Below are 24,440 nucleotides of genomic sequence, written 5' to 3'. Positions count from 1 at the left end.
AAATAAATAGCATACTTACTAAATATATTAAAATATAATTTGTTAATTATATTTTAATATATTTAGTAAGTTAATGATACTTATTTTCTTATTGATGATATCATTATATAAAAATATATAATATTTTTTTAGTTAATAAGTATGAAATTTATATAATAAAGACAAAGTTTACTATAATAAAGTTTACTATATAGGAGGATAAATTATGAAGCATGAATGGAGAAAAAAGGAGAAGTTATATTATATTCCAAAGACTAAGGCGGAACTGGTAAATATCGAAAGTATGAAATTTATCCAAATAAAAGGAGAAGGCAATCCAAATGAAGAAGCTTTTTCTGAAGTAGTAGGAGCTTTGTACTCAGTTGCATATACTATAAAAATGATGCCTAGAAATAATGTTGAAATACCTAGATATTTTGAGTATGTAGTTTATCCATTAGAAGGTCTATGGGATTTAAAAGAAGAGGCTAGGAATAAAGATAGTTTCGATAAAAGTGAACTAATTTATACTATAATGATAAGACAACCTGAATTTGTAACAGAGGATATATTTAAAGATGCAATAAAAATTGTTAAAAGGAAAAAGCCAAATAAATTGTTAGATAAAGTTGAGTTTTCAACTATAGAAGATGGTCTATGTGTTCAAATGATGCATATAGGGCATTTTGATGAAGAAGAAAAGACATTTAAAGTTATGAAAAAATATTGTGAAGAGAATAATTTAGCACTAAGAAGTAAGGTACATAGAGAAATATATATTTCAGATTTTAGAAAAACTGAACAATCAAAACTAAAGACAGTTCTTCGTTATATGGTTGAGAAAGGATAAATATACAAAATATAATCATATATTTAAGAATGATTAGTTCATATTTTTTTTATTTAACCATATAAAATTAATAAAGGTTAATTTTATATGGAGGAGATATGTGTACTCTAGATATTAAAATAAAAGAAATGAAGAAGCATTTAATGGACAAAGACATAAGTAAAATTAAAAAGCTTAAATTAAGTACAAAGTATGATAATCTAGATTTAGAAAGCACAAATTTATTAAATGAATATGAATACTATATAAAATTAATAAAAAAAAAAAAAAAGTATATAAAATCAAATAAAAGTAAATATATTATATTAGATATAAAAGAAGATAAAAATAAATTTTTAGTAGGAATATTAAATATTATTGATTTTAATTCAAAAGATATAGGAATACAAATGGATATAATCTTACTAACTGGAAGTTTAAATAAAGCTCATATGGACTGTACATGTTATAAGATAAATGATTATTCAATGCTTTATATAAATAATTTTAAATCAAGAATAAGCAATAGAGGATATGGAAGCATTCTACTTTCTAATTTAGATTTTAATATAAAAGAGATAAATAATGTTTTAAATAAGTATAGTCTAAAAGAAATAAAGCTAGTAGAAGGCTTAGTAGTAGCTGATAAAAATATAATTGAAGAAAATGATTTAATAAATTTATATAAAAAATATGGATTTGAAGTAGATAAATACAATAGGATGCATAAAAATATAAAATGAAAATTGTTAGTAAAGATTTAGATAAAAGTAAATTTTAATAATATAGAATGACTCCTCCTAAGTAGTAAATTACTATAAGTGAGGAGTTATTTTTCATAAATATAAATTTTTAATTTACAAAAGTATTATAATATATAAGTAGAAATTTTTAAGGAGGCTTTGGATGAATATATTAGATAATCATGTGCACACACATTTTTCAAGTGATGCTAAAGATAATATGGGAGATGTAATAAAAAGAGCTATAAATATAGGGGTTAAACATTTAACATTTACAGACCATTTAGAGTATCGTGATACTGGATTTAGCTTAGACTGTAATGAGTACGTTAAGCAAATACAAAAATATAAAGAAAAATATAAAAAAGATATAGAAATATTAATAGGTATAGAGGTTGGGTATCAAAGTTATATAAAGGATAAAATAGAGGATGTATTAAATTCAAATCCTTTTGATTTTGTATTATGCTCAACTCATAGAGTAGATAAACAAAGATTAGTTCAATCGGAATTTTTTAATGGATTAAGTAAAGAGGAAGCTTATACAAAATACTTTGAAAGTATAATAAAAACTACTAAAGAATTTAACGACTATGATACCTATGGTCACCTAGACTATATAATAAGATATGGAAAGTATGAAGATAATAAAATAATTTATAATGATTATAAAGATGTATTAGATAATTTATTAAAAAGTATAATTGATTCAGGAAAAGGAATCGAAATAAATACATCTGGTTATAGATATAATTTAAATGCAACACATCCTAAAATTGATATATTAAAAAGATACAAAGAACTTGGTGGAAAAATAATTACTCTAGGATCTGATGCTCATAGAGCTGTTGATGTATGTAGAGACTTTGATAAGTCTTATGCTATTTTAGAATCTCTAGGATTTAAATATGTATGTTTATATAGAGAAAGAAAGGCTGAGTTTTTAACTCTTAATAAAGATATTATATATAGCTTATAAATCGCTATATTAAATTAAAATCGGATTGAAATGAATCATGAATTTATATTTTTTATATAAAACTATTTGTTAACTAATGTATATGTTCTATTTTTAATAAACGTTTTATATTATAGTTATATAGAGCAAGTACACATATAAAAATAAAAGCTTTATAATATAATCAATAAAAAGACAAGGAGATTATTATGAATATACTTATAACAAACGACGATGGAATAAGAGCGGATGGGATAATAGAACTAGCTAAAGAACTATCAACTATAGGAAATGTTTATGTAGTGGCACCAGAAAGTCAAAAAAGTGCAACAGGACATGCTATAACAATACATAATCCAATAATGGTAAATGATGAATTTATAGATGAAAACATAAAAGCGTACTCAATATCTGGAACACCAGCAGACTGCGTTAAAGTTGGAATAGAAGCACTATTTAAAGATATTAATATAGATTTAGTCTTAAGTGGAATAAATAATGGTCCTAATTTAGGAACGGATGTAGTTTATTCTGGAACAGTATCAGCAGCAATAGAAGGTCTCATTCAAAATAAGCCATCAATAGCTGTATCTTATGATGATTTTAATATAGAAAAAGAGGTTTATAGAAAATCAGCTAAGTATGTAGTAACCTTAATAAACAGTATAAAAGATAAATTAGAACTTTTAGATGACTGTGTATTAAATATGAACATACCAAAGACTGAAGTAAAAGGATTTAAGGTAACTAAGTTAGGTGAAAGAAAGTATGATAATGTAATAGAAGATAGATTTAGTCCACGTGGAAAAAGATATGTATGGATAGGTGGAGATGTTAGAGACGAAGAACAAGATGAAGATAGTGATATATATTCAGTTAAGAATGGATATATATCTATAACACCTGTAAATATAGAAATGACTAATTTAGGAAAGATTAACGTACTAAAAGAAATTAAATTATAGATTTTAAATTTGAGAGACTATATACATTGTTGAGCAATTTGTTCAATAGGTATATAGTTTTTTATTTTAATTATAATTTTTCAGTTGATATATTATATAACTAATAATAAAGTTGATTGATACATTTAAGAAATATATAATAAAACTTATAACTTAAGAAAACAGGTGATAAAGTGGACTTTAAAATAGTAAATGAAATATTAATTAAAAATACAGACAATCTAAGGTTAAGTAGAGGTAGTGACTACTTAAAAGATGGATATATAGATGAAGTAAATTATGAAAATCAAGAAGAAATTCTAAGTATATATGGACAAGTAAATTCAGAAAATCAAAATCGTACTTATACTAGTCATATAATTATGGACTTAGAAAATAAAAGTATAGTATCTGCAATGTGTGATTGCCAAGATTGTATATCAAGAACTACACCATACAAACCAGCCATATGTAAACATATAGTAGCAATAACTTTAGATGTTATAAACTCATTAAAAAAAGATATAATTAATAATCTTAAACAAAAGACTTCTATAGTAAAAAATAAACATAAACTATCTAGAAATATGGGTTTTATGAATAAAGACTTATTAAACTTTTTTAAAAGTAAACCTAAGGAAAAAGTAAACTTAGAAGTAAGTTTAGAAACTAATGGAGATGGAACTATAAGTGCAGATTTTAAAATAGGAATAGATAAAATGTATGTACTAAAAAACCTTAGAGAATTTGCATACTCAAGAGTAGAAGGAAATGAAATAATTTATGGAATAGATTTTTTATATGATCCTACTAGTAGCTATTTTTCTGAGGAAGATGAGAAGCTAGTTGAGATGATTGAAGAGTATGGTATAAATCTATCTAATTTATCTTCAAATATGAATTACAGATATATGAATATAAATGGAAATATGGTTAGAAGATTTATTGAAATACTTAAGTATAAGGATTTTGAATTTAAATATAAAAATATGTATCATACACCCAAAATAATAAACGGAGAAGTTCCTATAAATATAGATTTTGAAATGGCAAATGATGAAATATTACTTAAAAGTAAAGACATCTTACCTACTCCATTATCTAAAAGAGGTGATGTAGTTTTTTATGATGGTGATATATATTTATTAAGCATAGAAAGTGGAATTTATTATAAAAAATTATATAAAGTGCTAAATGAATATAAAGAAATAAGCTTTAAAAAAGATGAAGTAAGTGAAGTTCTTACTAATATGATTCCAAAACTAAAAGATATATCAAATAAGGTTTTAGTTGATCAAAAAATTGAAGAAAACATAAGTGAGGGATTAGTAGTTAAGTATTACTTTGATTTAGAAGATTCAAATATAACTTGTGATTTAAAATTTGTATATGAAGGAGAAGATGAAGGTAAGTTTGTAATAAAAGAGATAGAAAAAGAAGAAGAGGCAATATATAGACTACACACATATTATTTTGAAAAAGATAATGATAAGTATATATTTAGAGGTAATGACATTCAACTATATGATTTTTTAAGTAAAGAAATAGACAGACTTAAAAATATAGGTGAAGTATATTATTCAGATAAATTAAAAGAAAAGAAAGTATATAACTCTAGCTCAATAAAGGTAGGTTTAGGGGAAGAAGTTAATCATTATCTTGAATTTAAATTTGAAATTGAAGGTGTAAATGAAAATGAATATAAAGGCATAATAAATGCTTTTAAGATAAACAAGAGATTTTATAAGTTAGGAAATGGAAGCTTTGTAAATTTAGAAGATAGAGAAACTATAGAAATGTTTAAGTTAATGGAGAGTCTAGGCTTTACAAATACATTAGATGAAATGAAAATACATACAAGTAAGGCATTATTTATAGATAACTTAATATCAGAGAAGAAGTTGCCTATTATAGAAGGGATAGATAATGCTAAAACTATTGTAGATAAATTTAGAAATATTGATAATATAAAATATGAACTTCCAAAAGACTTAAATGCTAACCTTCGTGACTATCAAGTAGAAGGATTTAATTGGTTTGAAACACTTGATTATTGTGGTTTTGGAGGAATACTTGCAGATGAAATGGGATTAGGTAAAACATTACAAACTATAACATTTTTATTATCAAAAAAAGGAAAGAAAAGTTTAGTAATAACTCCAACATCTCTTATACATAATTGGAAAAATGAAATTGATAAGTTTGCACCAAATCTAAAAGTAGGAATAGCACACTCTGTTAAAAAGGAAAGAGAAAAGATAATAAAAAATATTAATGAATATGATGTTATATTAACTACTTATGGAGCACTTAGAAATGATTTAGAGTATTATGAAGATATTAATTTTGATTATTGTATTATAGATGAAGCTCAAAATATTAAAAATCCAACAGCAATAAGCACTGATGCTGTAAAGTCAATAAAAGCTAAAAATAGATTTGCACTTACAGGGACTCCGATAGAAAATAATTTGCTTGAGCTTTGGTCAATATTTGATTTTGTAATGCCAGGACATTTATATGGTTTATCTAAATTTAATGCAATATTTATAAAAGATGAAAGTCAAATAGAAAATCTAAAAAGAATTATAAGACCGTTTATATTAAGAAGAACTAAAAAGCAAGTAATAAAAGAGTTACCAGATAAGATAGAAAGAAAGTATTTAGTAGAACTAAGTAAAGAACAAAGAAAAATATATAGTGTATATGTAGATGATATAAAAAGAAAACTTAAAGAAAAAGAAGAGATTAGAGATAAGATTACTATATTATCTTATTTAACTAAGCTAAGACAACTTTGCCTAGATCCGAGTGTAATAATAGAAGATTATAAAGGTAAAAGTGCTAAAATTGATGCTTGTTTAGAAATAATAAAAGAATATATAGAAATAGATAATAAGATATTAGTATTTTCTCAGTTTACAAGTGTACTAAAAAACATAGGTAAAAAGTTATCTAAGAATAATATAGAATACTTTTATTTAGATGGACAAACTAAGGCTGAAGATAGAATAAAGCTTGTAGACGAATTTAATGAAAGTAAAGAAAAGAAAGTATTTTTAATTTCATTAAAAGCAGGAGGAACAGGACTTAACTTAACATCTGCCAACACTGTAATTCATTTTGACCCTTGGTGGAATCCATCAGTTGAAAATCAGGCAAGCGATAGAGCTCATAGATTTGGGCAAAGAGAAGTAGTTGAAGTTGTTAAGCTTATAGCCAAAGGAACTATTGAGGAAAAAATTATAATGTTACAGGAAAGTAAGAAGGAATTAATCGATAATATAATAGATGGGAATTTATCTGATGGAGGAGCTCTTAGAAGTTTATCAGATGAGGATATTTATAATTTATTTAAGTAAATATATAACAGGGGTGAAGTTATGAAAAAGATATATATATAAAATTAGATTACGAAATTGGTGCATAAAAAAGTACTGCAAGTAGTTTTTACTTAAATCTACTTACAGTACTCTGTTTACTAACAAGATATATCTACAGCTGACTCGTTAAGTACTTTAAAAAATGTTGTAAAATCATTGATTATCCCATTTTTACACATTTGATTTTTAATAAATAAATCAGAATTTTTATTAAATGGATCTATTGCTATTACTTTTCCTATTCCAGCTTTTTTTGCAGCTAAAAGTCCTGAATATGCATCTTCAATAACTAAACAATCCTCAGCTTTTAATTTAAGCTTGCCTGCAGCTATTAGGAATATATCAGGCTCTGGTTTACCTGGAAAGCTACCATTATCAAAGGTAACTTTGTCTAAATCAAACCAATTTCCTAGATTAAATACTTCAAAGTAAAAATCTACATTTTCTTTAACTGTTGCAGTTGCAATGGTCATAGGAATTCCTTGATATTTTAGTTCATTTAAAACATCAATTAAACCATGGGTTAGTTTAAGATCTTTTGGATATTTTAGACAAAGCTCACGATAGTATGCTTCCTTCTCGAAAGATAACTTTTCAATTTCATCAGGTGTTAGCGAACTTGATATAAAGTGATTTAATATTTCTTTGTTAGTTCTACCATGTAAATTAATTAAAATATCTTCATCTGTCATAGATCCACTAGTGTATTTATTTACCATATAAATCCAAGCCTCTTCATGTAAATGTGAATCTTGAAACATTGTACCATTAAAATCAAAAATTATTCCCTTCATAACTATTCCCCTTTATATTTTTAGATTTTAATTATGTCTATCTGCTACTATTATGTCTACATATTGTTCATAGTGTTGTTTTACTTCTTTACTGATTGTATAATCTGTTATTAGATAATCTATATCATGTAGGTCGTAAAACACATAAAAATCATCTTTATTTAATTTTTTGTTATCTGCAACTAAGTATTTTGTTCTTGAATTATTAAGTGCTATTCTTTGAGCTTCGCCTTCTTCCACACTATAAGTTGAAATATCTTCGTTATGAATTCCATTTGAACTTACGAATGCTTTTGTGAAGTTTAAGTTTTTCAAAGTTGAATTTGCAATAGGTCCTACAAGTGCTCCTGTATTTTTTCTGAAATCACCGCCTGTTATTATTATATCAGCTGAAATAGATTGTTTTAGTATATCAAAGACAGGGTAGTTATTAGTAACTATTCGGATACGTTTATCTATTAGATGATGAGCTAATAATTCAATCGTAGTTCCAGGACCAAGAAAAACTGTATCTCCATCGTGTATATAGGAAGCTGCAACTTTTGCAATTTGTTCTTTCTCATCTATTTGGAGGTTTAGCTTTTCAGAGTGTGAGAGCTCTTGGTCTATCGCATAAGAAATACTTTGTGCTCCTCCGTGTATCCTAATTATTTTGCCTGATTTATCTAATTCATCTAAATATCTTCTTACAGTCATATCAGAAACATTTATGTCGTTTATTATTTCGTTAACTGTTACTATACCTTGATTATTTATTTTGTTTAATATTTTAACTAATCGTTCTCTTTTTAACATAACTTATCACTCACTAACTTTAAATATAATTTATTTCTAACTTTAAACATAATTTATCACATAAATAAAAGTAAGTCAATGTAAACAAACAAAAAACGAACAAAAAATAATAGCTGTATTTTATTTTGATACAAATGCTTATAATGTAGTAATATAGCTAAAATTTAGATTATAATACAAAAAAATAAGATTCGAGAAAACGCTTGACTAAACAAAAATGTAGAGTTAAAATTAAAACAAAAGAAAACAAAAATAAAATATAAGCAAACAAAATAAAACAAGAATGCTTAATTCTAGAGTTTAGAAGTTCAAGGTTAGAAAATCTTGTTTTTTTAATACAGTACTTAAAAACTCTTAAGTTGTTAATTAAAAAATAGGGGGTATTACTTATGTTCAAAAAATTACCTGATGACTTTATATTTGGTGGTGCTACAGCTGCATACCAAGCTGAAGGATCTACAAAAGAAGGCGGTAAGGGAGCTGTTGCATGGGATGAATTTTTAGAAAAACAAGGAAGATTTAGTCCAGACCCTGCAAGTGATTTTTATAATAAATTTGCAGATGATATAGAATTATGTGAAAAGTTTGGTGTCAATGGTATAAGAATATCTATAGCTTGGACTAGGATTTTTCCAAATGGAACTGGGGACGTAAATAAAGAGGGAGTAGATTACTACCACAGGATTTTTGAAGAGTGTAAAAAGAGAAATGTAACTCCATTTGTAACTCTACATCACTTTGATACTCCTAAAACTCTATTTGATAAAGGGGATTTTCTTAATAGAGATACTATAAGTGCTTTTGTAGATTACGCAGAATTTTGTTTTAAAGAGTTCAGTGAAGTAAGGTACTGGGCTACATTTAATGAAATTTATCCAGTAGCTACAAATCAATATTTGCTAGGAGTTTTTCCTCCATCTATAAAATTTGATTTTACTAAAATTATTCAATGTCTACACAATATGATGTTAGCTCATGCTATGACAGTTAATTTATTTAAGGAAAATGAATATCCTGGAGAGATTGGTGTTGTACATTCTTTAGAAACTAAATATCCAAATAGTGATTCAAAAGAAGATAAAAGAGCTTGTTTTCTAGAGGATGCCTTATCAATAAGATTTTTATTAGATGCTACATACCTTGGATATTATTCTGATGAAACTATGGAAGCTATTGATTATATTTGCAAAAATAATAATGCAACTTATGATTTTAGAGATGAAGATTTTGAGATTATGAAAAAAGCATCTAATAGAAATGATTATCTAGGAATAAACCACTATCAATGCCATTTTGTTAAAGCATATGATGGTGAGAGTATGATTTATCATAATGGAACAGGTGACAAAGGAAGTTCGGTATATAGAGTTAAAGGTATAGGAGAACGTGTATATAAGGAAGGTTTAGCTAGGACTGATTGGGATTGGTTAATTTACCCTGAAGGTATGTATGATATTCTTATGAGAATTAAAAATGATTATCCTAATTACAATAAAATTTATATAACAGAAAATGGTATGGGGTATAAGGACGAATTTGATAATGGAGTAATAATGGATAAACAACGTATAGACTACATAAAAGTTTATCTAGAAGCAATCAGTGATGCAATATCTGATGGAGTAGAGGTAAAAGGATACTTCCTTTGGTCTTTAATGGATTTATTTTCATGGACAAATGGATATAACAAGCGTTATGGTCTATTCTATGTAGATTTTGAAACTCAAAGACGATATCCAAAAGAATCTGCATATTGGTATAAGCGTGTTAGCGAAACTAAAACAATAATATAAAAATATAAAAATATTACATTGAATGTTTACTAGGAGGAATTGATATGAACAGAGAAGAATTACAAATGCTTGGATTTGAGATAGTTGCTTATGCAGGGGATGCAAGAAGCTCATTAATGGAATTATTAAAAGAAGTTAGAAGTGGTAAGTTTGATAATGTTGAGGCAAAATTAAAAGATGCAGACGAAAATCTTTCATTAGCTCATAATGCACAAACTAAAATGCTAGCAGAAGAAGCTTCAGGAAAAAGCATGGATTTAGGTATAATATTTATTCATGGTCAAGATCATCTAATGACAACTCTTTTATTAAGAGATCTTGTTCAAGATTTTGTTGAGCTTTATAAAAAAACAAAGTAAAAAACAATCTAATAGGGGGATTTTTCTATGAATTTTATAATAAAGCAAATTGAAAAGGGTAAACCGTTTTTTGAAAAGATTTCTAGAAATATTTATCTATCAGCTATTAGAGATGGATTTTTGACAGCCATGCCAGTTATTTTATTTTCAAGTATATTTATATTAATTGCAGCAGTTCCAAATTCATTTGGATTTTATTGGCCGGATAATATTTCTAACTGGTTATGGAAGGTTTATGGATATTCAATGGGAGTAGTAGGATTATTAGTTGCTGGAACTACAGCTAGATGTTTAACTGAGTCGATGAATAGAATTATGCCAAAGAATAAAGTTATAAACTCTACTTCAACTATGTTAGCATCAATAGTAGGATTTTTACTTTTAAGTGTTAATCAAATAGAAGGTGGTTTTTCTACTGATTACATGGGTACAAAGGGTCTTATGGCTGCGTTTGTATCAGCATTTATTACTGTTAATATTTATAAGTTTTGTGTAAAAAAAGACATAACTATAAAAATGCCAAAAGAAGTTCCGGGAACAATTTCTCAAACATTTAAGGATATTTTTCCTTTTGGATTTTCTGTATTAGCAATGGTTTGTATTGATTTAGCTGTTAGAAGTACTGTAGGAACTTCTTTTGCGGAAGCTATTATAAATCTTTTACAACCATTATTTACAGCAGCAGATGGATATTTAGGAATTTCAATAATATGGGGAGCTATGGCATTTTTCTGGTTTGTAGGAGTTCACGGTCCATCTATAGTAGAGCCTGCAATAGCTGCTATTATATATGCAAATGTTGCAACAAACCTAGAGTTAGTCAATGCAGGAGAACATGCATCAAATGTTTTAACAGCTGGATTAGGCAACTTTGTAGGAACAATGGGAGGAACAGGAGCTACTTTAATTGTACCTTTTATATTCTTATTATGTGCAAGGTCTAAACAGTTAAAAACAGTTGGTAAAGCTTCAGTAGTACCTGTATGCTTTGCGGTAAATGAACCTTTACTTTTCGCAGCTCCAATTATATTAAATCCATATTTCTTTGTACCATTTTTACTAACACCAATTGTAAATGTTTGTTTATTTAAATTCTTTGTAGATGTAATTGGGATGAATAGTTTTATGTATGTTCTACCATGGGCAACTCCAGCTCCAATGGGACTAATATTAGGTACAGGATTTAGCTTATGGGCAGTCGTATTAATGGCAGTTTTAATTATTGTAGACTTTATCATATACTTACCATTCTGTAGAGCGTATGATACACATCTCTTAGAAGTAGAATTAGAGAATATAAAATTAGAGAAAGAAGAAAATAAAAAGGCTGAAGTAGAAGCTAAAGTTGTTTTAAGTACTAGTGAAGTTGAAGCAGAAGTTGGTTCAAATTTAGCAGATAAAGTAGAAAAAAGTATAAATGTATTAGTTTTATGTGCAGGGGCAGGAACTAGTGCTATGTTGGCAAATGCTTTAGAAGAAGGTGCAAAAGATTGTAATGTTCCTATATCATCATCAGCTGGAGCATATGGTTCACATTACGAAATTATGAAAAATTTTGATATGATAATTCTAGCGCCACAAGTTGGTTCTTACTATGATGATATAAAGCAAGATACTGATCGTCTGGGAATTAAATTAGCAGCTACAAAAGGAGCTGAGTATATCCATTTAACAAGAGATCCTAAAAAGGCTGTTGATTTTGTAATAAGTCAAATAGGAAAGTAAAATAAGCTTAGTTATACAATAAATATTCAGTCATAACATAATAATAAAAGGGGGATGAAAGGGAATATGGGAAGAAAAATAATATCTTTTTTTATGCTTGTATGTCTTTCAACATTTATGGTTGGATCTTATAAAGCAGAGGCTGCTGGATTGCCGTATGATAAACTAGAAAAGTATGTTGACAAAGAGGGATTAAAGAAGGTTTATGATACAATATTTGATGAAAATCTTATCAAGCAAGATGTTAAGATAGTGACTGAAGATGAAGCTAAAGATCATCCAGTTGCTATGGTAAAGCTAGAGAATGGAAAGGTAGCTTATTATGTTAATGGTGAGCCATATTATCCATTAGCTATAGAAACAGGATGGTGGGATACTCGTGTAGATGACAATGGACAGATGAGTCCAAATCCAGCTGATGTAGGAGATGATTTTAAAGAAGTTACTGATGATGAATGGAATTCATATTTTTCAGATATGAAAAATATTGGTTTTAATACAGTTCAGCTGATGACATATTGGCGTGATTGGGAGCCTGTACAAGGACAATATGATTTTACTTTCTTAAATCATGTGACAGATCTTGCAGCTAAAAATGGTTTAAAGACAGAGCTTGTAATTTTCTTCCACAGTCAAACAGATAATATTCCAAGAGAAATGGATAATTTCTGGGGATATAATTTTGATAAACATAATATTGATGGTCGTGATTATGCATTATCTATGCAGTGGGGAAATAATTTTACATCTTCAGCAGATATTAGAGCTGATAGAGATGAGCATGGTGGAAATCATGCAGGAATTGAAAATTTCCTAGAATATTGGCATCCAACGGTATTTAAAGGAATTACAAATGCTTTAGAAGCACTTGGTAAAAACTTTGTAAATTCACCTAATATTGTAGGATATCAAATTGGAAATGAAGAAGGATTTAATTTCTATGTTGATAGTGGAGATGATAAAAATCCATATTATAAAGAACTGAAAAAAATGTATAAGGCTGATCCGAAAAATGCTGGTAAAGATGATAACAAGTTCCGTGCAGAGACAATAAATAATCTATGGAAATGTTTTAGTAATGCTCTTCATAAAGGTGATCCTTATAAGCCTACTACTACAAATACTCAAAGTGGGTATACAGAACAAAATAATATTAGAGATGATAGATACTCTAATGATGGAACTACTATGGATTTCTACAAGAGTGTTGATATGATAGGAAGTATGTTCTATGGAAATGCTAGTTCATTATATAAAAATCTTGATACAGTTTATAATACTTATAAAAATGGAGATACAAAAAATACATATGCAACAGGATTTCCTATTTTATTTCCGACAGAAATTAGTGCAACGATGAATGATGGAAGTGTTTCAAAGCAGATTACAGCACAGACAATAGCTAGAGGTGGTCAAGGAATAGGTTTATATTGTTATGGAGAACTATATAATAACTTTGAAGCGAATGGAACAAAATATCCAAAGCCAGTTCTTGGAACTGTTAAAACAATGCTTAAAGTACTTGAAGGCAACAAAGAACTAATTCATTCAGGATTACCAGTTACAAAAGATATGACAACAAATATATTTATGGAAATAAAAGAAATAAGTAATGGTCAAGGAAATCAAGGGCAACCTACTTTAGATGTACTTGAAGGGGTAGATGCAAAGGCTCTTGGTGTACTTCACTTCCCTGGAAATTCAAATAGTGGAAATGGTTCAGCAGGAAGTACAAATAGAACAGTAACTGTAACACTTTCTGCCAAAGAGTCAGGAAATTATAAAGTAACATTAGGTAAGACAGACGGTACTGTTGATGTTAAGATTGTTAATGTTAAAAATAAAAAAGGAGAAGCAGCATTTACAGTTGATACAACAGGTTTAGATGTTGTATATATTACTGCTGAAAGAGAGCTATAGGTCTATCCTTGAATCAATTATTAGACAAAGTAAATCAGGGTATTCTAATTGATAGATGATAAAAAATAATATAAGCTTTTAATATAGAAGAAAAAATCAAGCTTTTGCAGATTCCTGCAAAGCTTGATTTTTTTATTATTCAGCAAAGGCTTTTACCTCTTCATAGCACTTTAGATCTGTATAAAGCTCACCTTTGTATGGATTTAGTTTTGTTTTTCTTACTTTGTAGATCATATAAACAAATAATGCTACATTAGCAAGAAGTGCAATTAAACTTATAATAAATAATGCAGTTGGATTTTGTGTTGATTTAACAGCAAATTGTGATTCATCAATGAATGCAGGGTACGTCATTGCAAACATACACCAAAGAGCAAGGGTTTGTGCACGATGTTGTAACCAAGCACCTTTCTTAAGTGTAAAGGCAGCTACAGTTGGTGCGATTAGTAATGCAATACCACAGTACCAAGCATGATCACCTAAACAGTTATAAGTATATGCGAAGTTCCAAAGATCATAAGCAATAATCCAGAACCAGCACATATCTGGCCATAACATATCTTTGCTCTTATCTTTACTAATACAGATTCCTACCCAACCTGTGATTGTAATTATATTTAAGATGCCTGCAATACCATTTAAGTAGTTCCAAGAACCACTATACAACATTATTCCTTCGAATACTTCTTTTGTAAGTCCTAGTGAACCAATTTGGAAATCACGAGAAACAGCCTCAAGAATATTAATTGCAAGAATTAATGGCGGAAAATATAAAACCCATTTATGGCTAGTAGCATCTTTTAAGTGACGTATTAGCCAAAAACCGATACATCCTGCTAAAGCAGAATAAACTTTTGCGTAGTGAAACCAGTCATTCACACTAGTACCTTTAGTAGTATTAGGCCATACAAATAATGTAAGAATGATTGGTAATATTATAAATAGAAAAACCCCACCCCATTTATAACGGCGTCCAATTTCGTTTAATATAATTAATAAAATGAACACTAAAAATAACATAAGCCAATTGGTAATTGGTTGTGATTCAAATAAAAACATAATCTTAACCCCCTCAATTAAATATATAAAGTATTGAATCAGGATTATTGTAGCATTTTTAGTTAGAAAACGAAACATATTGTGAAAAATTTGGTATTTATTGAAAAGTATGAATTTTTAGTATTTATCATATTTAGGAAAAGATATGAATATAGTTATAGATAGATCCTAGACAGTTTAAATACTTTAAAATTAAAAAAGTCGCCTTATTAGCGACTCTTTCCATCTAGTTTTGAGTTATGAAATTAGAAAGAACTAAGTTTAATTCAAATTCCATTCTAGATTTAAGATTATAACTTCCCTCATGAAGGCACCAGTCAAATATAGTACCTCTAGATATTCTCATAATTATCATAGTCAAATCTAATGAAGAAATAGAACTATCCAATTCACCATTTTTTAGTGAATCTTCTACAATAGATTTAACTTCTAATGCTATATAACGGTCAGGCTTAGTAGAATACTTTCCTTCTATTGAAAGTAAATTTTTATATATTTCACTTACAAATACCCAGCCAAGTTCCTCCATCATATTAGCACCTTCACCTAATAAAAATAGTAATTTATCAAGATTTGAACAAAAACTTATTGTTTCAACTCGATCCATTACTAGAATATCAACTTGCTCATAAGCTGTATTAATTATTTCTGCTTTTGATTTGAAATGATGGTAAAAAGCTCCTGTTGAAATTTCTGCAGCTTGGCAAATATCTTGAATTTTCACACTATCAAAGCCATTTAATTTAAAAAGTTCAGTGGCTACTTGAGTAATTCTAAGTTTGGTTGCAATAGCTTGTTTTTGTCTATTAGTTAATTTTTTCATGACAAATACCTTTCTATAGCACTGCAATATCAATACAGTAAATTATATAATTATTTAGTATATCATAAAAAAAGCGAATATATAATGAAAAGTTGTGAAAGAAAATAAATGAAAACTATAAGTATATATTTACAAAATATGTTAAAACTGATATATTTTAATTACAGAATTAGATTCGGTGAAATTAATTCTGTAATTAAAAATGTTATAAAATTAACAAATAAGTGCTGTGAAATTAAGCAAAATTAAATGATTGATTAGAAATATTAAGGGGGAATTTTATGGAAAAATATAAAGTGATTGAGATAAAGGAAAGCGTTTTTGAAAACAATGATAAACAAGCAGACTTGCTTAGAGGAGATTTAAAGAAAAATAATACTTTTTTATTAAATTTAATGTCTTCTCCAGGTTCAGGTAAGACTACAACAGTTTTAAGAACTATCGAGGCATTAAAAGATGAAATAAAAATAGGAGTTATGGAAGCTGATATAGATTCAGATGTTGATGCTAATACTGTTTCAAAAACAGGAGCAAAAGTAATACAGCTACATACAGGTGGAATGTGTCATTTAGATGCAGATATGACCAAACAAGGTTTAGTAGAACTTGAAACAGAGGACTTAGACTTTGTAATATTAGAAAATGTTGGGAATTTAGTATGTCCAGCAGAATTTGATACTGGTTCTTCAAAAAATGCTATGATACTTAGCATACCAGAAGGACATGATAAACCTCTTAAATATCCATTAATGTTTTCTATAGTAGATGTTGTTTTAATAAATAAAATTGATGCTATGGAGTATTTTGACTTTGATTTAGATTTAGTTAGAGAATATATTAAAAAATTAAATCCAAATATAGAGGTTATACCAATATCAGCTAAAACTGGTGAAGGTATGGATGAATGGGTTAATTGGATAAGAAAAGAAATAAAAGTATGGAATCAGTAATATAAGACTTAAATTTTGGGGGAGGATTATGATGGGAGTTAAAGAAAAAGTTCTTCAATTTGCAAATCAAGTTAGCGGTAAGAAACCAGGATCTAGAGGGTACTTTGATGAAAATGATGCACGTTATAAAATTTTAGAGCCAGTTGTAACAGATGAAATGGCAGAAGTTTTACTTTGTATGAAGATTAGACAAAAAACAACGGCTGAGAAAGTGGCACCTTTATGTGGAAAAAGTGTTGGTAGGTGCACAGAGTTATTATTAGAATTATCAGAAATAGGGGTAGTTTTTGTTAATGAAATAGATGGTGTAGATACTTTCTGGTATGAAACTTGGGTACCAGGAATTATGGAGATGATGGTTAATAATAAGGAGCAGGCTAAAAAATATCCACAAATTCCTAAGGCATTTCATGATTATGGTGTGGAAAATGGACCAAGATCTACAGGAAGTTTTCCTCCAGGTGTGGGACTTATGCGTGTTATTCCAATAGAAACTGCCATAGATGGTGAAACAAGAAGAGCCTCATATGAAGAAATATCAAAATATCTATATGATAGTGATAAATTCTCTGTATCAGATTGCTCATGTCGTACAGCGAGAGAAAGTATGGGAGAAGGATGTGGTCATTTAAAAGAGGATATGTGTATTCAATTAGGTCATGCAGCTGAGTACTACATAAGAACAGGAAGAGGTAGAGAAATAACTAGAGAAGAAGCTTTTGAGATAATAAAAAGAGCTGAAGAAAATGGTTTAATGCATCAAATACCAAACTTAGATGGTTCAGGAAAAACTCATGCTATATGCAACTGTTGTGGATGTTCTTGTTTAGCACTAAAGGGAGGAAATATGTTTGCTAATACGGACATGGTACGTTCTAATTATGTATCTAAAGTAGATAAAGATAAGTGTGTTGCTTGTGGTGAATGTGTAGTAAATTGCCCAACTAATGCTTTGAAACTAGGACAAAAACTATGTTCCAACAAACCTATTGTAGATAAAATAGAAAGAAAAGAGACACCAAGAAATACTAATTGGGGACCAGATAAATGGAATGAGGATTATAGAACTAATAGAGAAGATGTGGTAGAAAGTGGAACAAGTCCATGTAAGAGCGCATGTCCTGCTCATATAGCTGTTCAAGGATATATTAAACTTGCATCACAAGGAAGATATAAAGAAGCTTTACAACTTATAAAGCAAGAAAATCCATTCCCAGCTATATGTGGTCGTATTTGTCCTAGAAAGTGTGAATCAGCATGTACAAGAGGAGATATAGATTCACCAATTGCCATAGATGAAATCAAAAGGTTTATAGCTGAACAAGACTTAAAAGAAGAGCATAGATTTATTCCTAAAAAAAGACATAATTATGGTAAGAAGATTGCTGTAATAGGCGGTGGACCTGCTGGACTTTCATGTGCTTATTATTTATCAATAGATGGATACAAGGTAACAGTGTTTGAAAAGCAAAAAGCCCTTGGTGGTATGTTAACTTTAGGAATTCCTTCTTTCAGATTGGAAAAAGAAGTAGTTAATGCTGAAATAGATATACTAAGACAAATGGGAGTAGAGTTTAAAACAGGTGTAGATGTAGGTAATGATATTACATTAGATGAATTGAGAAAAGAAGGGTATAAAGCGTTCTATTTAGCAATAGGTGCACAGGGTGGTAGAAGATTGAATATAGAAGGTGAAAATGCAAAAGGTGTTATTCCTGGAATAGAATTTGTACGTGATGTCAATTTAGGAAAAGATATAAAGCTAAATGGAAAAGTAGTAGTTATTGGTGGAGGTAATGTTGCTATAGATGTGGCAAGAAATGCAACAAGAGTAGGTTCAGATAGTGTAGATATGTTCTGCTTAGAAAGTCGTGAACAAATGCCTGCACTAGAAGAAGAGATAGAAGAAGCTTTAGAAGAAGAAATAGTAATAAATAACTCTTGGGGACCAAATAAAATAATTGTAGAAAATGAGAAAGTAGTAGGCGTAGAATTTAAAAAATGTATTTCTGTATTTGATGAAAATGGAAAATTTTCTCCAATATTTGATGAAACTAATGTAAAAGTAGTGGATGCTGATTACGTTTTAATTTCAGTGGGGCAAAGTATTGACTGGGGCAATTTACTTAAAGGTAGTAAGGTAGAGTTAAATCCTAACAATACAATAAAAGCTGATGGATTTACTTATCAAACAAATGAAGCGGATATATTTACTGGAGGAGACTCATATACTGGTCCTAGATTTGCCATAGATGCTATAGCAGCAGGTAAACAAGGAGCTATATCAATTCATCGTTTTGTTCAACCAGGACAAAGTTTAGTAAATGGACGTGACAGAAGAGATTATCATGAATTTGATAAGGAAAGCTTGCAATTAGAAGCATACGACAATATGCCAAGACAAAAACCACATCATAAATCTGATGTAGGGGCAGAAGAATCTTTTAAGGATACACGTCTTACTTTTACAGAAGAACAAATGAAAAAAGAAACAGAAAGATGCTTAGGTTGTGGAGCTACTATTGTAGATGAATATATGTGCGTAGGTTGCGGTCAATGTACTACAAAATGTAAGTTTGATGCTATATCATTAGTAAGAAAATATGATGCAGAAGGTTTAGCTTATGAAGATATGAAACCCGCAATAGTTAAAACAATTATAAGACGAAAAGGTAGAATAATAACAAAGAAAGTTAAGGATGTATTTGTAAAATAAAAATATAATAGATACGAGGTGCATTATGGGAATTTTATATGAAAAAATGACCTTTGAAGGATGGGGAATTTTCCTATTTGTATTACTTGCATTGATGGCATTCAATGAATTTGGAAGATCAACAAAATGGGCAGGTATACTATTATTTATAATAGTACCTACATTTTTAACTATTTATGTCTGGCCAACTACAGCAGCACCAGGTAATGAATATGGAACAGGAACTTGGTTTAACTGGGTGAAAACTTATTCGGCACTTGCTGGGTGTGTTTGGTTTATGGCTCTTAGATATATTCCATCGTTACAAAAGAAAAAATGGGCATTGGCTCTTCCAGCAGTGATTTTAGCGTTAAATATATTTGAAGCTTCTATTAGGGACTTCCAAATTTTTACTTATGGATTAATTGATGGTGGAGTTGTAGATAATCTTTGGACAATGTCTGGACCTTGGAATATTATGAATGGTATAGCAGGAATATTAAATATAATTACAATTTGTGGTTGTTATGGGATATTTATATCGAAAGATAAAACAAAGGATATGATATGGCCAGATATGATATGGACATGGATTATAGCTTATGATGTATGGAACTTTGCTTATACTTATAACTGTATATCAGATCACTCAATTTATTGTGGTGCGGCGTTACTACTTTCATGTACTATACCAACTTTCTTTATAAAAAGAGGTGCTTGGTTACAACATCGTGCTCAAACATTAGCTCTTTGGATTATGTTTGTTATGACTGTGCCACAATTTGCTGATAGAATAGCACCAGTTGCTACAACACATAACAAGAGTGCGTTCTTTGTGGTAAGTTTAATATCTTTAATTATTAATGCAGCTTTAGCAGTTTATCAATTTAGTAAAATAAGAAAAGATAAACTTAATCCAATAAAGGATGAAATTTACACAGATACTAATGCTTATAGAAATGTACTTGCTGAAAACAAGTAGACGTAAAACAGGAGTAGGTGAAAATATTGCACGAGCTAGGAGTAGTTATAGAGGTTGTAAAAACAGTGGAAAAAGTAGCATCAGAAAATAATTTAACAAAAATAGATAGCGTGGTATTACAGATAGGAGAGTTATCTTCTATGATACCTAAATATATAGAAAGTTGTTTTCCAGTAGCAGTAGATAATACAAGTTTGCAAGATACGAAGCTAAAAATAGAAGTTATACCTGCAAATGGTATATGTAAAAGTTGCAATAAAGTATTTAATGTAAAGGAAAATAACGGACAATGTATTCATTGTAGCAGTAAAAGGTGGGATTTACTCAGTGGAAAAGAGTTTATAATTAAGGAAATAGTAGCCTATTAAAAATGTAGTTACTAAGTATAAAAACTTAGTAACTACATTTTAATAGGAAGATATAAAGTCAATATTGGAATGGTATGGGGATTGGGAATTTGAATTTTTCTGGAGATATAGACATAGTGTGTATGATTCTTGAGATTCGTCTCCATAATTGGAATCCACGAGATTACTTAAGTTGTAATATCGTGGATTTTTTATTTATATGAAAATATTATTGAATATCAAATATTATTTATTATAACTATATGGTAAAAATATATGCATTAGCCACTTAGACATAGTACGCCTCAGAATTACTTATAGGGATATAGCTCTTAATAAATTTTGTCAAGAACTAGATATCAAATTAGGAGAATTAGGATTTTTATGATATTATTTATTAGTAAAGATAGATATAGAATATAGATTAATAGAAAGAGAATAATATATAAAAATACTACAATGACATAAAGGAAGATAACATAAATGACAAACACAAACTTTAAAGATTACAAACTAAGCAATGAAATACTAAAATCCCTTAATATGCTAAACTACAAAATACCAACAAAAGTTCAGCAAGAAGTAATACCAGTTGCACTAGAAAATAAAGATGTACTAGTAAAATCACAAACAGGAAGTGGAAAAACAGCAACATTTGCAATACCACTATGTGAATTAGTTGACTGGGATGAAAACAAACCACAAGCACTAATACTTACACCAACAAGAGAACTTGCAATACAAGTTAAGGAAGATGTATTTAACATAGGAAGATTCAAAAGAATAAAAGTACCAGCACTATACGGTAAATCACCTTTTGAACTACAAGCAAAAGAGTTAAAGCAAAAAACTCATATAGTAGTTGGAACACCAGGTAGAACAATAGACCATATTATAGAAGGAAACTTTGTAACAGATAACATAAAATATCTTGTATTAGATGAGGCAGATGAAATGCTTAGTATGGGATTCTTAGAACAAGTAGAAGAGATAATATCAGCACTACCTGCTGAGCGTGTGACTATGTTATTTTCAGCAACTATGCCAGAAGATATATATGCACTATCAAAAAAATATATGAAAGATCCTGTTACAATAGAAATTAAAGCAAAAACTTTAACAGTAGATAGAATACAACAAGATGGATATAGAGTAGAAGAAATAGGGAAGTTAAATTTATTAAAAGACATAACAACAGTAGAAAACCCAGATAGCTGTGTGATTTTCTGTAATACTCAAGCTAAGGTAGAATCGCTGTACAATGAATTAACAAAACTTAAATATCCATGTGACAAAATACATGGTCGTATGGAACAAGATGAGAGAATTAAAGTAATGAATAGCTTTAAAAAAGGATACTTTAGATACTTAATAGCAACTGATGTAGCTGCTAGAGGTATAGATATAGACAACATCACTCATGTAATAAATTATGACGTACCTGTCTTAAGGGAAAACTATGTCCATAGAATCGGAAGAACAGGTCGTGCAGGTAAAGAGGGAAGAGCTATTACCTTTGTTATGAAATCTGATGAAAGACGTATATTTGAAATATACTCGTATACAGGTAAAGAATTAACAATGAAAATGAAACCAGGTAAGAGACTTGTTATGAGCTTAAAGCCTGAATTTGATAAGAAGTTAGAGCAAAGACAAAAGGTTAAAGAAGATAAAGGTGCAAATCTAAGCCAAGAAATCATGAAGTTACACATAAATGCTGGTAAAAAGACTAAGATGAGGCCTGTTGATATAGTAGGTACACTTTGTAGTATAGAAGGTATGAGTGCTGGGGACATTGGTGTTATAAGTGTACTTGATGTATCTACTTATGTTGAAGTACTAAATAACAAAGGTGAGATGGTACTAAAAGCATTACAAACAAAAAATATAAAAGGTAGACCACGAAAAGTAACTAAAGCAGAGATGTAATGCATAAGATTAATGAAGTATGTCCATTACTTTACTTTTTGATATTATATGATACAGTTAAAACCACGAAACACATTGATAAATTTACCAATGTGTTTTTTTATTAAAAAAATAGCCCGTGGATAGATTTTTTTATCTTACGATGTGCTTCCAAAAGAATTATTGGATGAAATTTTAAATTATGTAGATGGAGAACTGTTATATATTCCCGTGTCTGGAAAGAAACAAAAATGGGGAGAAAATAGTGGCTCAAGAAAATATTATAAGAAATGCAATACTGAGATAATCAACTTATATAAAAAGGGAGTTTCAATAATTGATATTGCTCAAAAGTATTGTTTATCATATGATTCAGTAAGAAAAATAGTTAGAAAGTAACGAGATTTTGCCATTTTGGTAGAGTCTCTTTTTTATTAGCATTACTAAATGAGTGGTTTTATATAGGAAAGAATAATTATAATTATTTTTAATGGTATTATTATCGTGTTATAAATTATAAAATAAAATCATATTAAAATTACAAAATTTTTAAGTAGCGAGGAGAAAAATAATGATACATTCTTTTTTACTAGTAGGTCAGTCTAATATGGCCGGACGTGGATTTATAAAAGAAGTTCTTATAATTTGTAATGAACGTATAAAAGTATTGTGTAATGGAAGATGGCAAATAATGATGGAACCAATACACTATGATAGACCATATGCAGGTGTAGGTCCTGCAGCTTCTTTTGCTGTAGCGTGGTGTAACAAAAATGAAAATAAAGAAATTGGATTAATACCTTGTGCCGATGGTGGAACAAGTTTAGATGATTGGTCAGTAGATGGTCCATTATTTAAACATGCTGTTTTACAAGTAAAATTAGCTAAGCAAAGTAGTAAGTTAGATGGAATACTATGGCATCAAGGTGAAAGTGATTCTGTTGCAGAAAAATATAAATATTATAATGAAAAATTTTCACAAATTGTTGATGCATTTCGTGAAGAATTAGATGAGCCAGAGATACCTATTATTATAGGTGGAATGGGGGATTATTTAGCTAGTGGATTTTAGGTGCGTATTTTCTAGAATACACAGAAACTAACGGAGAGCTATTAAGATTTGCTGAAAATAATAATAATTGTTACTTTGTAACAGCATCAGGACTAACACCAAACCCTGATGGTATTCATATAAATGCAGTTTCTCAAAGAATATTTGGACTTAGATACTTTGAAGCATATGATAAACATCAACATATACTAGAACCTGTTAAAGGTGAGGAAAATGCTATCAATATTGATACTAAAAGAACATTAACAAAAACTGAAAGAATGGCGATATTAGAAAATCAATTCGCTGGTGGTCATATATCGTTAGAAGAGTATCAACTTCAAATGTCAGAAATTAATAGTTAATAAAGTTTATATTTGAATATAATTGTGGGTATGATTTT

19 protein-coding genes and 1 pseudogene are annotated in these 24,440 nt (G+C 28.9%); 16 read left to right on the top strand and 4 right to left on the bottom strand.

Going from position 1 to position 24,440, the window contains the following annotated elements:
- Positions 1 to 205: 205 nt before the first annotated feature.
- The 5 genes from JWF52_RS13720 to JWF52_RS13700 all read left to right on the top strand — a co-directional run bounded on the left by JWF52_RS13720 (position 206) and on the right by JWF52_RS13700 (position 6,815).
- Positions 206 to 829 carry a GyrI-like domain-containing protein gene (locus JWF52_RS13720; RefSeq protein WP_208334106.1) on the top strand — a complete coding sequence of 208 codons (624 nt, stop codon included), beginning with the start codon at positions 206 to 208 and terminating at the stop codon, positions 827 to 829.
- A 128-nt stretch (positions 830 to 957) separates the two neighbouring features.
- Positions 958 to 1,551 carry a hypothetical protein gene (locus tag JWF52_RS13715; RefSeq protein WP_208334105.1) on the top strand — a complete coding sequence of 198 codons (594 nt, stop codon included), beginning with the start codon at positions 958 to 960 and terminating at the stop codon, positions 1,549 to 1,551.
- 163 nt (positions 1,552 to 1,714) lie between these two features.
- The gene (locus tag JWF52_RS13710; protein WP_208334104.1) at positions 1,715 to 2,530 is read left to right on the top strand and encodes a histidinol-phosphatase HisJ family protein; all 816 of its coding nucleotides are present in this window, start codon (positions 1,715 to 1,717) and stop codon (positions 2,528 to 2,530) included.
- 188 nt (positions 2,531 to 2,718) lie between these two features.
- Positions 2,719 to 3,474, top strand: coding sequence for a 5'/3'-nucleotidase SurE (surE, locus tag JWF52_RS13705; RefSeq protein WP_208334103.1), 756 nt, complete (start codon positions 2,719 to 2,721; stop codon positions 3,472 to 3,474).
- 173 nt (positions 3,475 to 3,647) lie between these two features.
- Entirely contained in the window at positions 3,648 to 6,815 is a 3,168-nt protein-coding gene (locus tag JWF52_RS13700) for a DEAD/DEAH box helicase (RefSeq protein ID WP_208334102.1), read from the top strand.
- Positions 6,816 to 6,934: 119 nt separating this feature from the next.
- Here JWF52_RS13700 and JWF52_RS13695 read toward each other — a convergent pair whose 3' ends face one another.
- Together JWF52_RS13695 and JWF52_RS13690 are read right to left on the bottom strand one after the other, a co-directional pair.
- Complete coding sequence (locus JWF52_RS13695; RefSeq protein WP_208334101.1) at positions 6,935 to 7,630, bottom strand: HAD family hydrolase; 696 nt, start codon at positions 7,628 to 7,630, stop codon at positions 6,935 to 6,937.
- Between the two features lie 27 nt (positions 7,631 to 7,657).
- Positions 7,658 to 8,425, bottom strand: coding sequence for a DeoR/GlpR family DNA-binding transcription regulator (locus tag JWF52_RS13690; protein WP_208334100.1), 768 nt, complete (start codon positions 8,423 to 8,425; stop codon positions 7,658 to 7,660).
- A gap of 389 nt (positions 8,426 to 8,814) precedes the next feature.
- Between JWF52_RS13690 and lacG the strand changes: the two genes are divergently transcribed.
- The 4 genes from lacG to JWF52_RS13670 all read left to right on the top strand — a co-directional run bounded on the left by lacG (position 8,815) and on the right by JWF52_RS13670 (position 14,222).
- Complete coding sequence (gene lacG, locus JWF52_RS13685; RefSeq protein WP_208334099.1) at positions 8,815 to 10,218, top strand: 6-phospho-beta-galactosidase; 1,404 nt, start codon at positions 8,815 to 8,817, stop codon at positions 10,216 to 10,218.
- Positions 10,219 to 10,262: 44 nt separating this feature from the next.
- On the top strand, positions 10,263 to 10,577 hold the full coding sequence (locus JWF52_RS13680) for a PTS sugar transporter subunit IIA (RefSeq protein WP_208334098.1): 315 nt from the start codon (positions 10,263 to 10,265) through the stop codon (positions 10,575 to 10,577).
- 27 nt (positions 10,578 to 10,604) lie between these two features.
- Complete coding sequence (locus tag JWF52_RS13675; RefSeq protein ID WP_208334097.1) at positions 10,605 to 12,302, top strand: PTS lactose transporter subunit IIBC; 1,698 nt, start codon at positions 10,605 to 10,607, stop codon at positions 12,300 to 12,302.
- Positions 12,303 to 12,368: 66 nt separating this feature from the next.
- Positions 12,369 to 14,222, top strand: a complete 1,854-nt coding sequence (locus tag JWF52_RS13670; protein WP_208334096.1) for a beta-galactosidase — start codon at positions 12,369 to 12,371, stop codon at positions 14,220 to 14,222.
- A gap of 135 nt (positions 14,223 to 14,357) precedes the next feature.
- Here JWF52_RS13670 and JWF52_RS13665 read toward each other — a convergent pair whose 3' ends face one another.
- Both JWF52_RS13665 and JWF52_RS13660 read right to left on the bottom strand, forming a co-directional pair.
- Positions 14,358 to 15,281, bottom strand: coding sequence for a DUF5692 family protein (locus JWF52_RS13665; RefSeq protein ID WP_208334095.1), 924 nt, complete (start codon positions 15,279 to 15,281; stop codon positions 14,358 to 14,360).
- Between the two features lie 226 nt (positions 15,282 to 15,507).
- Entirely contained in the window at positions 15,508 to 16,104 is a 597-nt protein-coding gene (locus JWF52_RS13660; protein ID WP_208334094.1) for a TetR/AcrR family transcriptional regulator, read from the bottom strand.
- A gap of 281 nt (positions 16,105 to 16,385) precedes the next feature.
- On the opposite strand from JWF52_RS13660, the gene hypB reads away from it, so the two are divergent.
- From hypB to JWF52_RS13625, 7 genes and pseudogenes are all read left to right on the top strand, one after another.
- Positions 16,386 to 17,054, top strand: a complete 669-nt coding sequence (gene hypB, locus JWF52_RS13655) for a hydrogenase nickel incorporation protein HypB (RefSeq protein WP_208334093.1) — start codon at positions 16,386 to 16,388, stop codon at positions 17,052 to 17,054.
- A 31-nt stretch (positions 17,055 to 17,085) separates the two neighbouring features.
- Entirely contained in the window at positions 17,086 to 19,770 is a 2,685-nt protein-coding gene (locus tag JWF52_RS13650; RefSeq protein WP_208334109.1) for an FAD-dependent oxidoreductase, read from the top strand.
- 25 nt (positions 19,771 to 19,795) lie between these two features.
- Positions 19,796 to 20,731, top strand: a complete 936-nt coding sequence (locus JWF52_RS13645) for a DUF5692 family protein (RefSeq protein ID WP_208334092.1) — start codon at positions 19,796 to 19,798, stop codon at positions 20,729 to 20,731.
- A gap of 26 nt (positions 20,732 to 20,757) precedes the next feature.
- Positions 20,758 to 21,099, top strand: coding sequence for a hydrogenase maturation nickel metallochaperone HypA/HybF (locus JWF52_RS13640; protein ID WP_208334108.1), 342 nt, complete (start codon positions 20,758 to 20,760; stop codon positions 21,097 to 21,099).
- A gap of 462 nt (positions 21,100 to 21,561) precedes the next feature.
- A complete protein-coding gene (locus JWF52_RS13635; protein ID WP_208334091.1) occupies positions 21,562 to 23,007 on the top strand; it encodes a DEAD/DEAH box helicase in 1,446 nt (481 codons plus the stop codon).
- Between the two features lie 144 nt (positions 23,008 to 23,151).
- Complete coding sequence (locus tag JWF52_RS13630; protein ID WP_353654948.1) at positions 23,152 to 23,385, top strand: CD3324 family protein; 234 nt, start codon at positions 23,152 to 23,154, stop codon at positions 23,383 to 23,385.
- A 172-nt stretch (positions 23,386 to 23,557) separates the two neighbouring features.
- Positions 23,558 to 24,402: pseudogene (locus JWF52_RS13625) on the top strand (sialate O-acetylesterase).
- Positions 24,403 to 24,440 lie beyond the last annotated feature (38 nt).

The organism is Clostridium sp. CCUG 7971 (assembly GCF_017590215.1).
In the GTDB taxonomy this organism is placed as follows: domain Bacteria; phylum Bacillota; class Clostridia; order Peptostreptococcales; family Peptostreptococcaceae; genus Faecalimicrobium.
Note: the sequence above shows the minus strand (reverse complement) of the source record. Positions and strands in the feature narration are given on the sequence as shown.

Coding starts and splice junctions, on each gene's coding strand:
- JWF52_RS13670 (WP_208334096.1), top strand. CDS start 12,369: ATGGGAAGAAAAATAATATCTTTTTTTATGCTTGTATGTCTTTCAACA.
- JWF52_RS13690 (WP_208334100.1), bottom strand. CDS start 8,425: ATGTTAAAAAGAGAACGATTAGTTAAAATATTAAACAAAATAAATAAT.
- lacG (WP_208334099.1), top strand. CDS start 8,815: ATGTTCAAAAAATTACCTGATGACTTTATATTTGGTGGTGCTACAGCT.
- JWF52_RS13650 (WP_208334109.1), top strand. CDS start 17,086: ATGGGAGTTAAAGAAAAAGTTCTTCAATTTGCAAATCAAGTTAGCGGT.
- JWF52_RS13675 (WP_208334097.1), top strand. CDS start 10,605: ATGAATTTTATAATAAAGCAAATTGAAAAGGGTAAACCGTTTTTTGAA.
- JWF52_RS13695 (WP_208334101.1), bottom strand. CDS start 7,630: ATGAAGGGAATAATTTTTGATTTTAATGGTACAATGTTTCAAGATTCA.
- JWF52_RS13660 (WP_208334094.1), bottom strand. CDS start 16,104: ATGAAAAAATTAACTAATAGACAAAAACAAGCTATTGCAACCAAACTT.
- hypB (WP_208334093.1), top strand. CDS start 16,386: ATGGAAAAATATAAAGTGATTGAGATAAAGGAAAGCGTTTTTGAAAAC.
- surE (WP_208334103.1), top strand. CDS start 2,719: ATGAATATACTTATAACAAACGACGATGGAATAAGAGCGGATGGGATA.
- JWF52_RS13715 (WP_208334105.1), top strand. CDS start 958: ATGAAGAAGCATTTAATGGACAAAGACATAAGTAAAATTAAAAAGCTT.
- JWF52_RS13635 (WP_208334091.1), top strand. CDS start 21,562: ATGACAAACACAAACTTTAAAGATTACAAACTAAGCAATGAAATACTA.
- JWF52_RS13710 (WP_208334104.1), top strand. CDS start 1,715: ATGAATATATTAGATAATCATGTGCACACACATTTTTCAAGTGATGCT.
- JWF52_RS13665 (WP_208334095.1), bottom strand. CDS start 15,281: ATGTTTTTATTTGAATCACAACCAATTACCAATTGGCTTATGTTATTT.
- JWF52_RS13645 (WP_208334092.1), top strand. CDS start 19,796: ATGGGAATTTTATATGAAAAAATGACCTTTGAAGGATGGGGAATTTTC.
- JWF52_RS13680 (WP_208334098.1), top strand. CDS start 10,263: ATGAACAGAGAAGAATTACAAATGCTTGGATTTGAGATAGTTGCTTAT.
- JWF52_RS13720 (WP_208334106.1), top strand. CDS start 206: ATGAAGCATGAATGGAGAAAAAAGGAGAAGTTATATTATATTCCAAAG.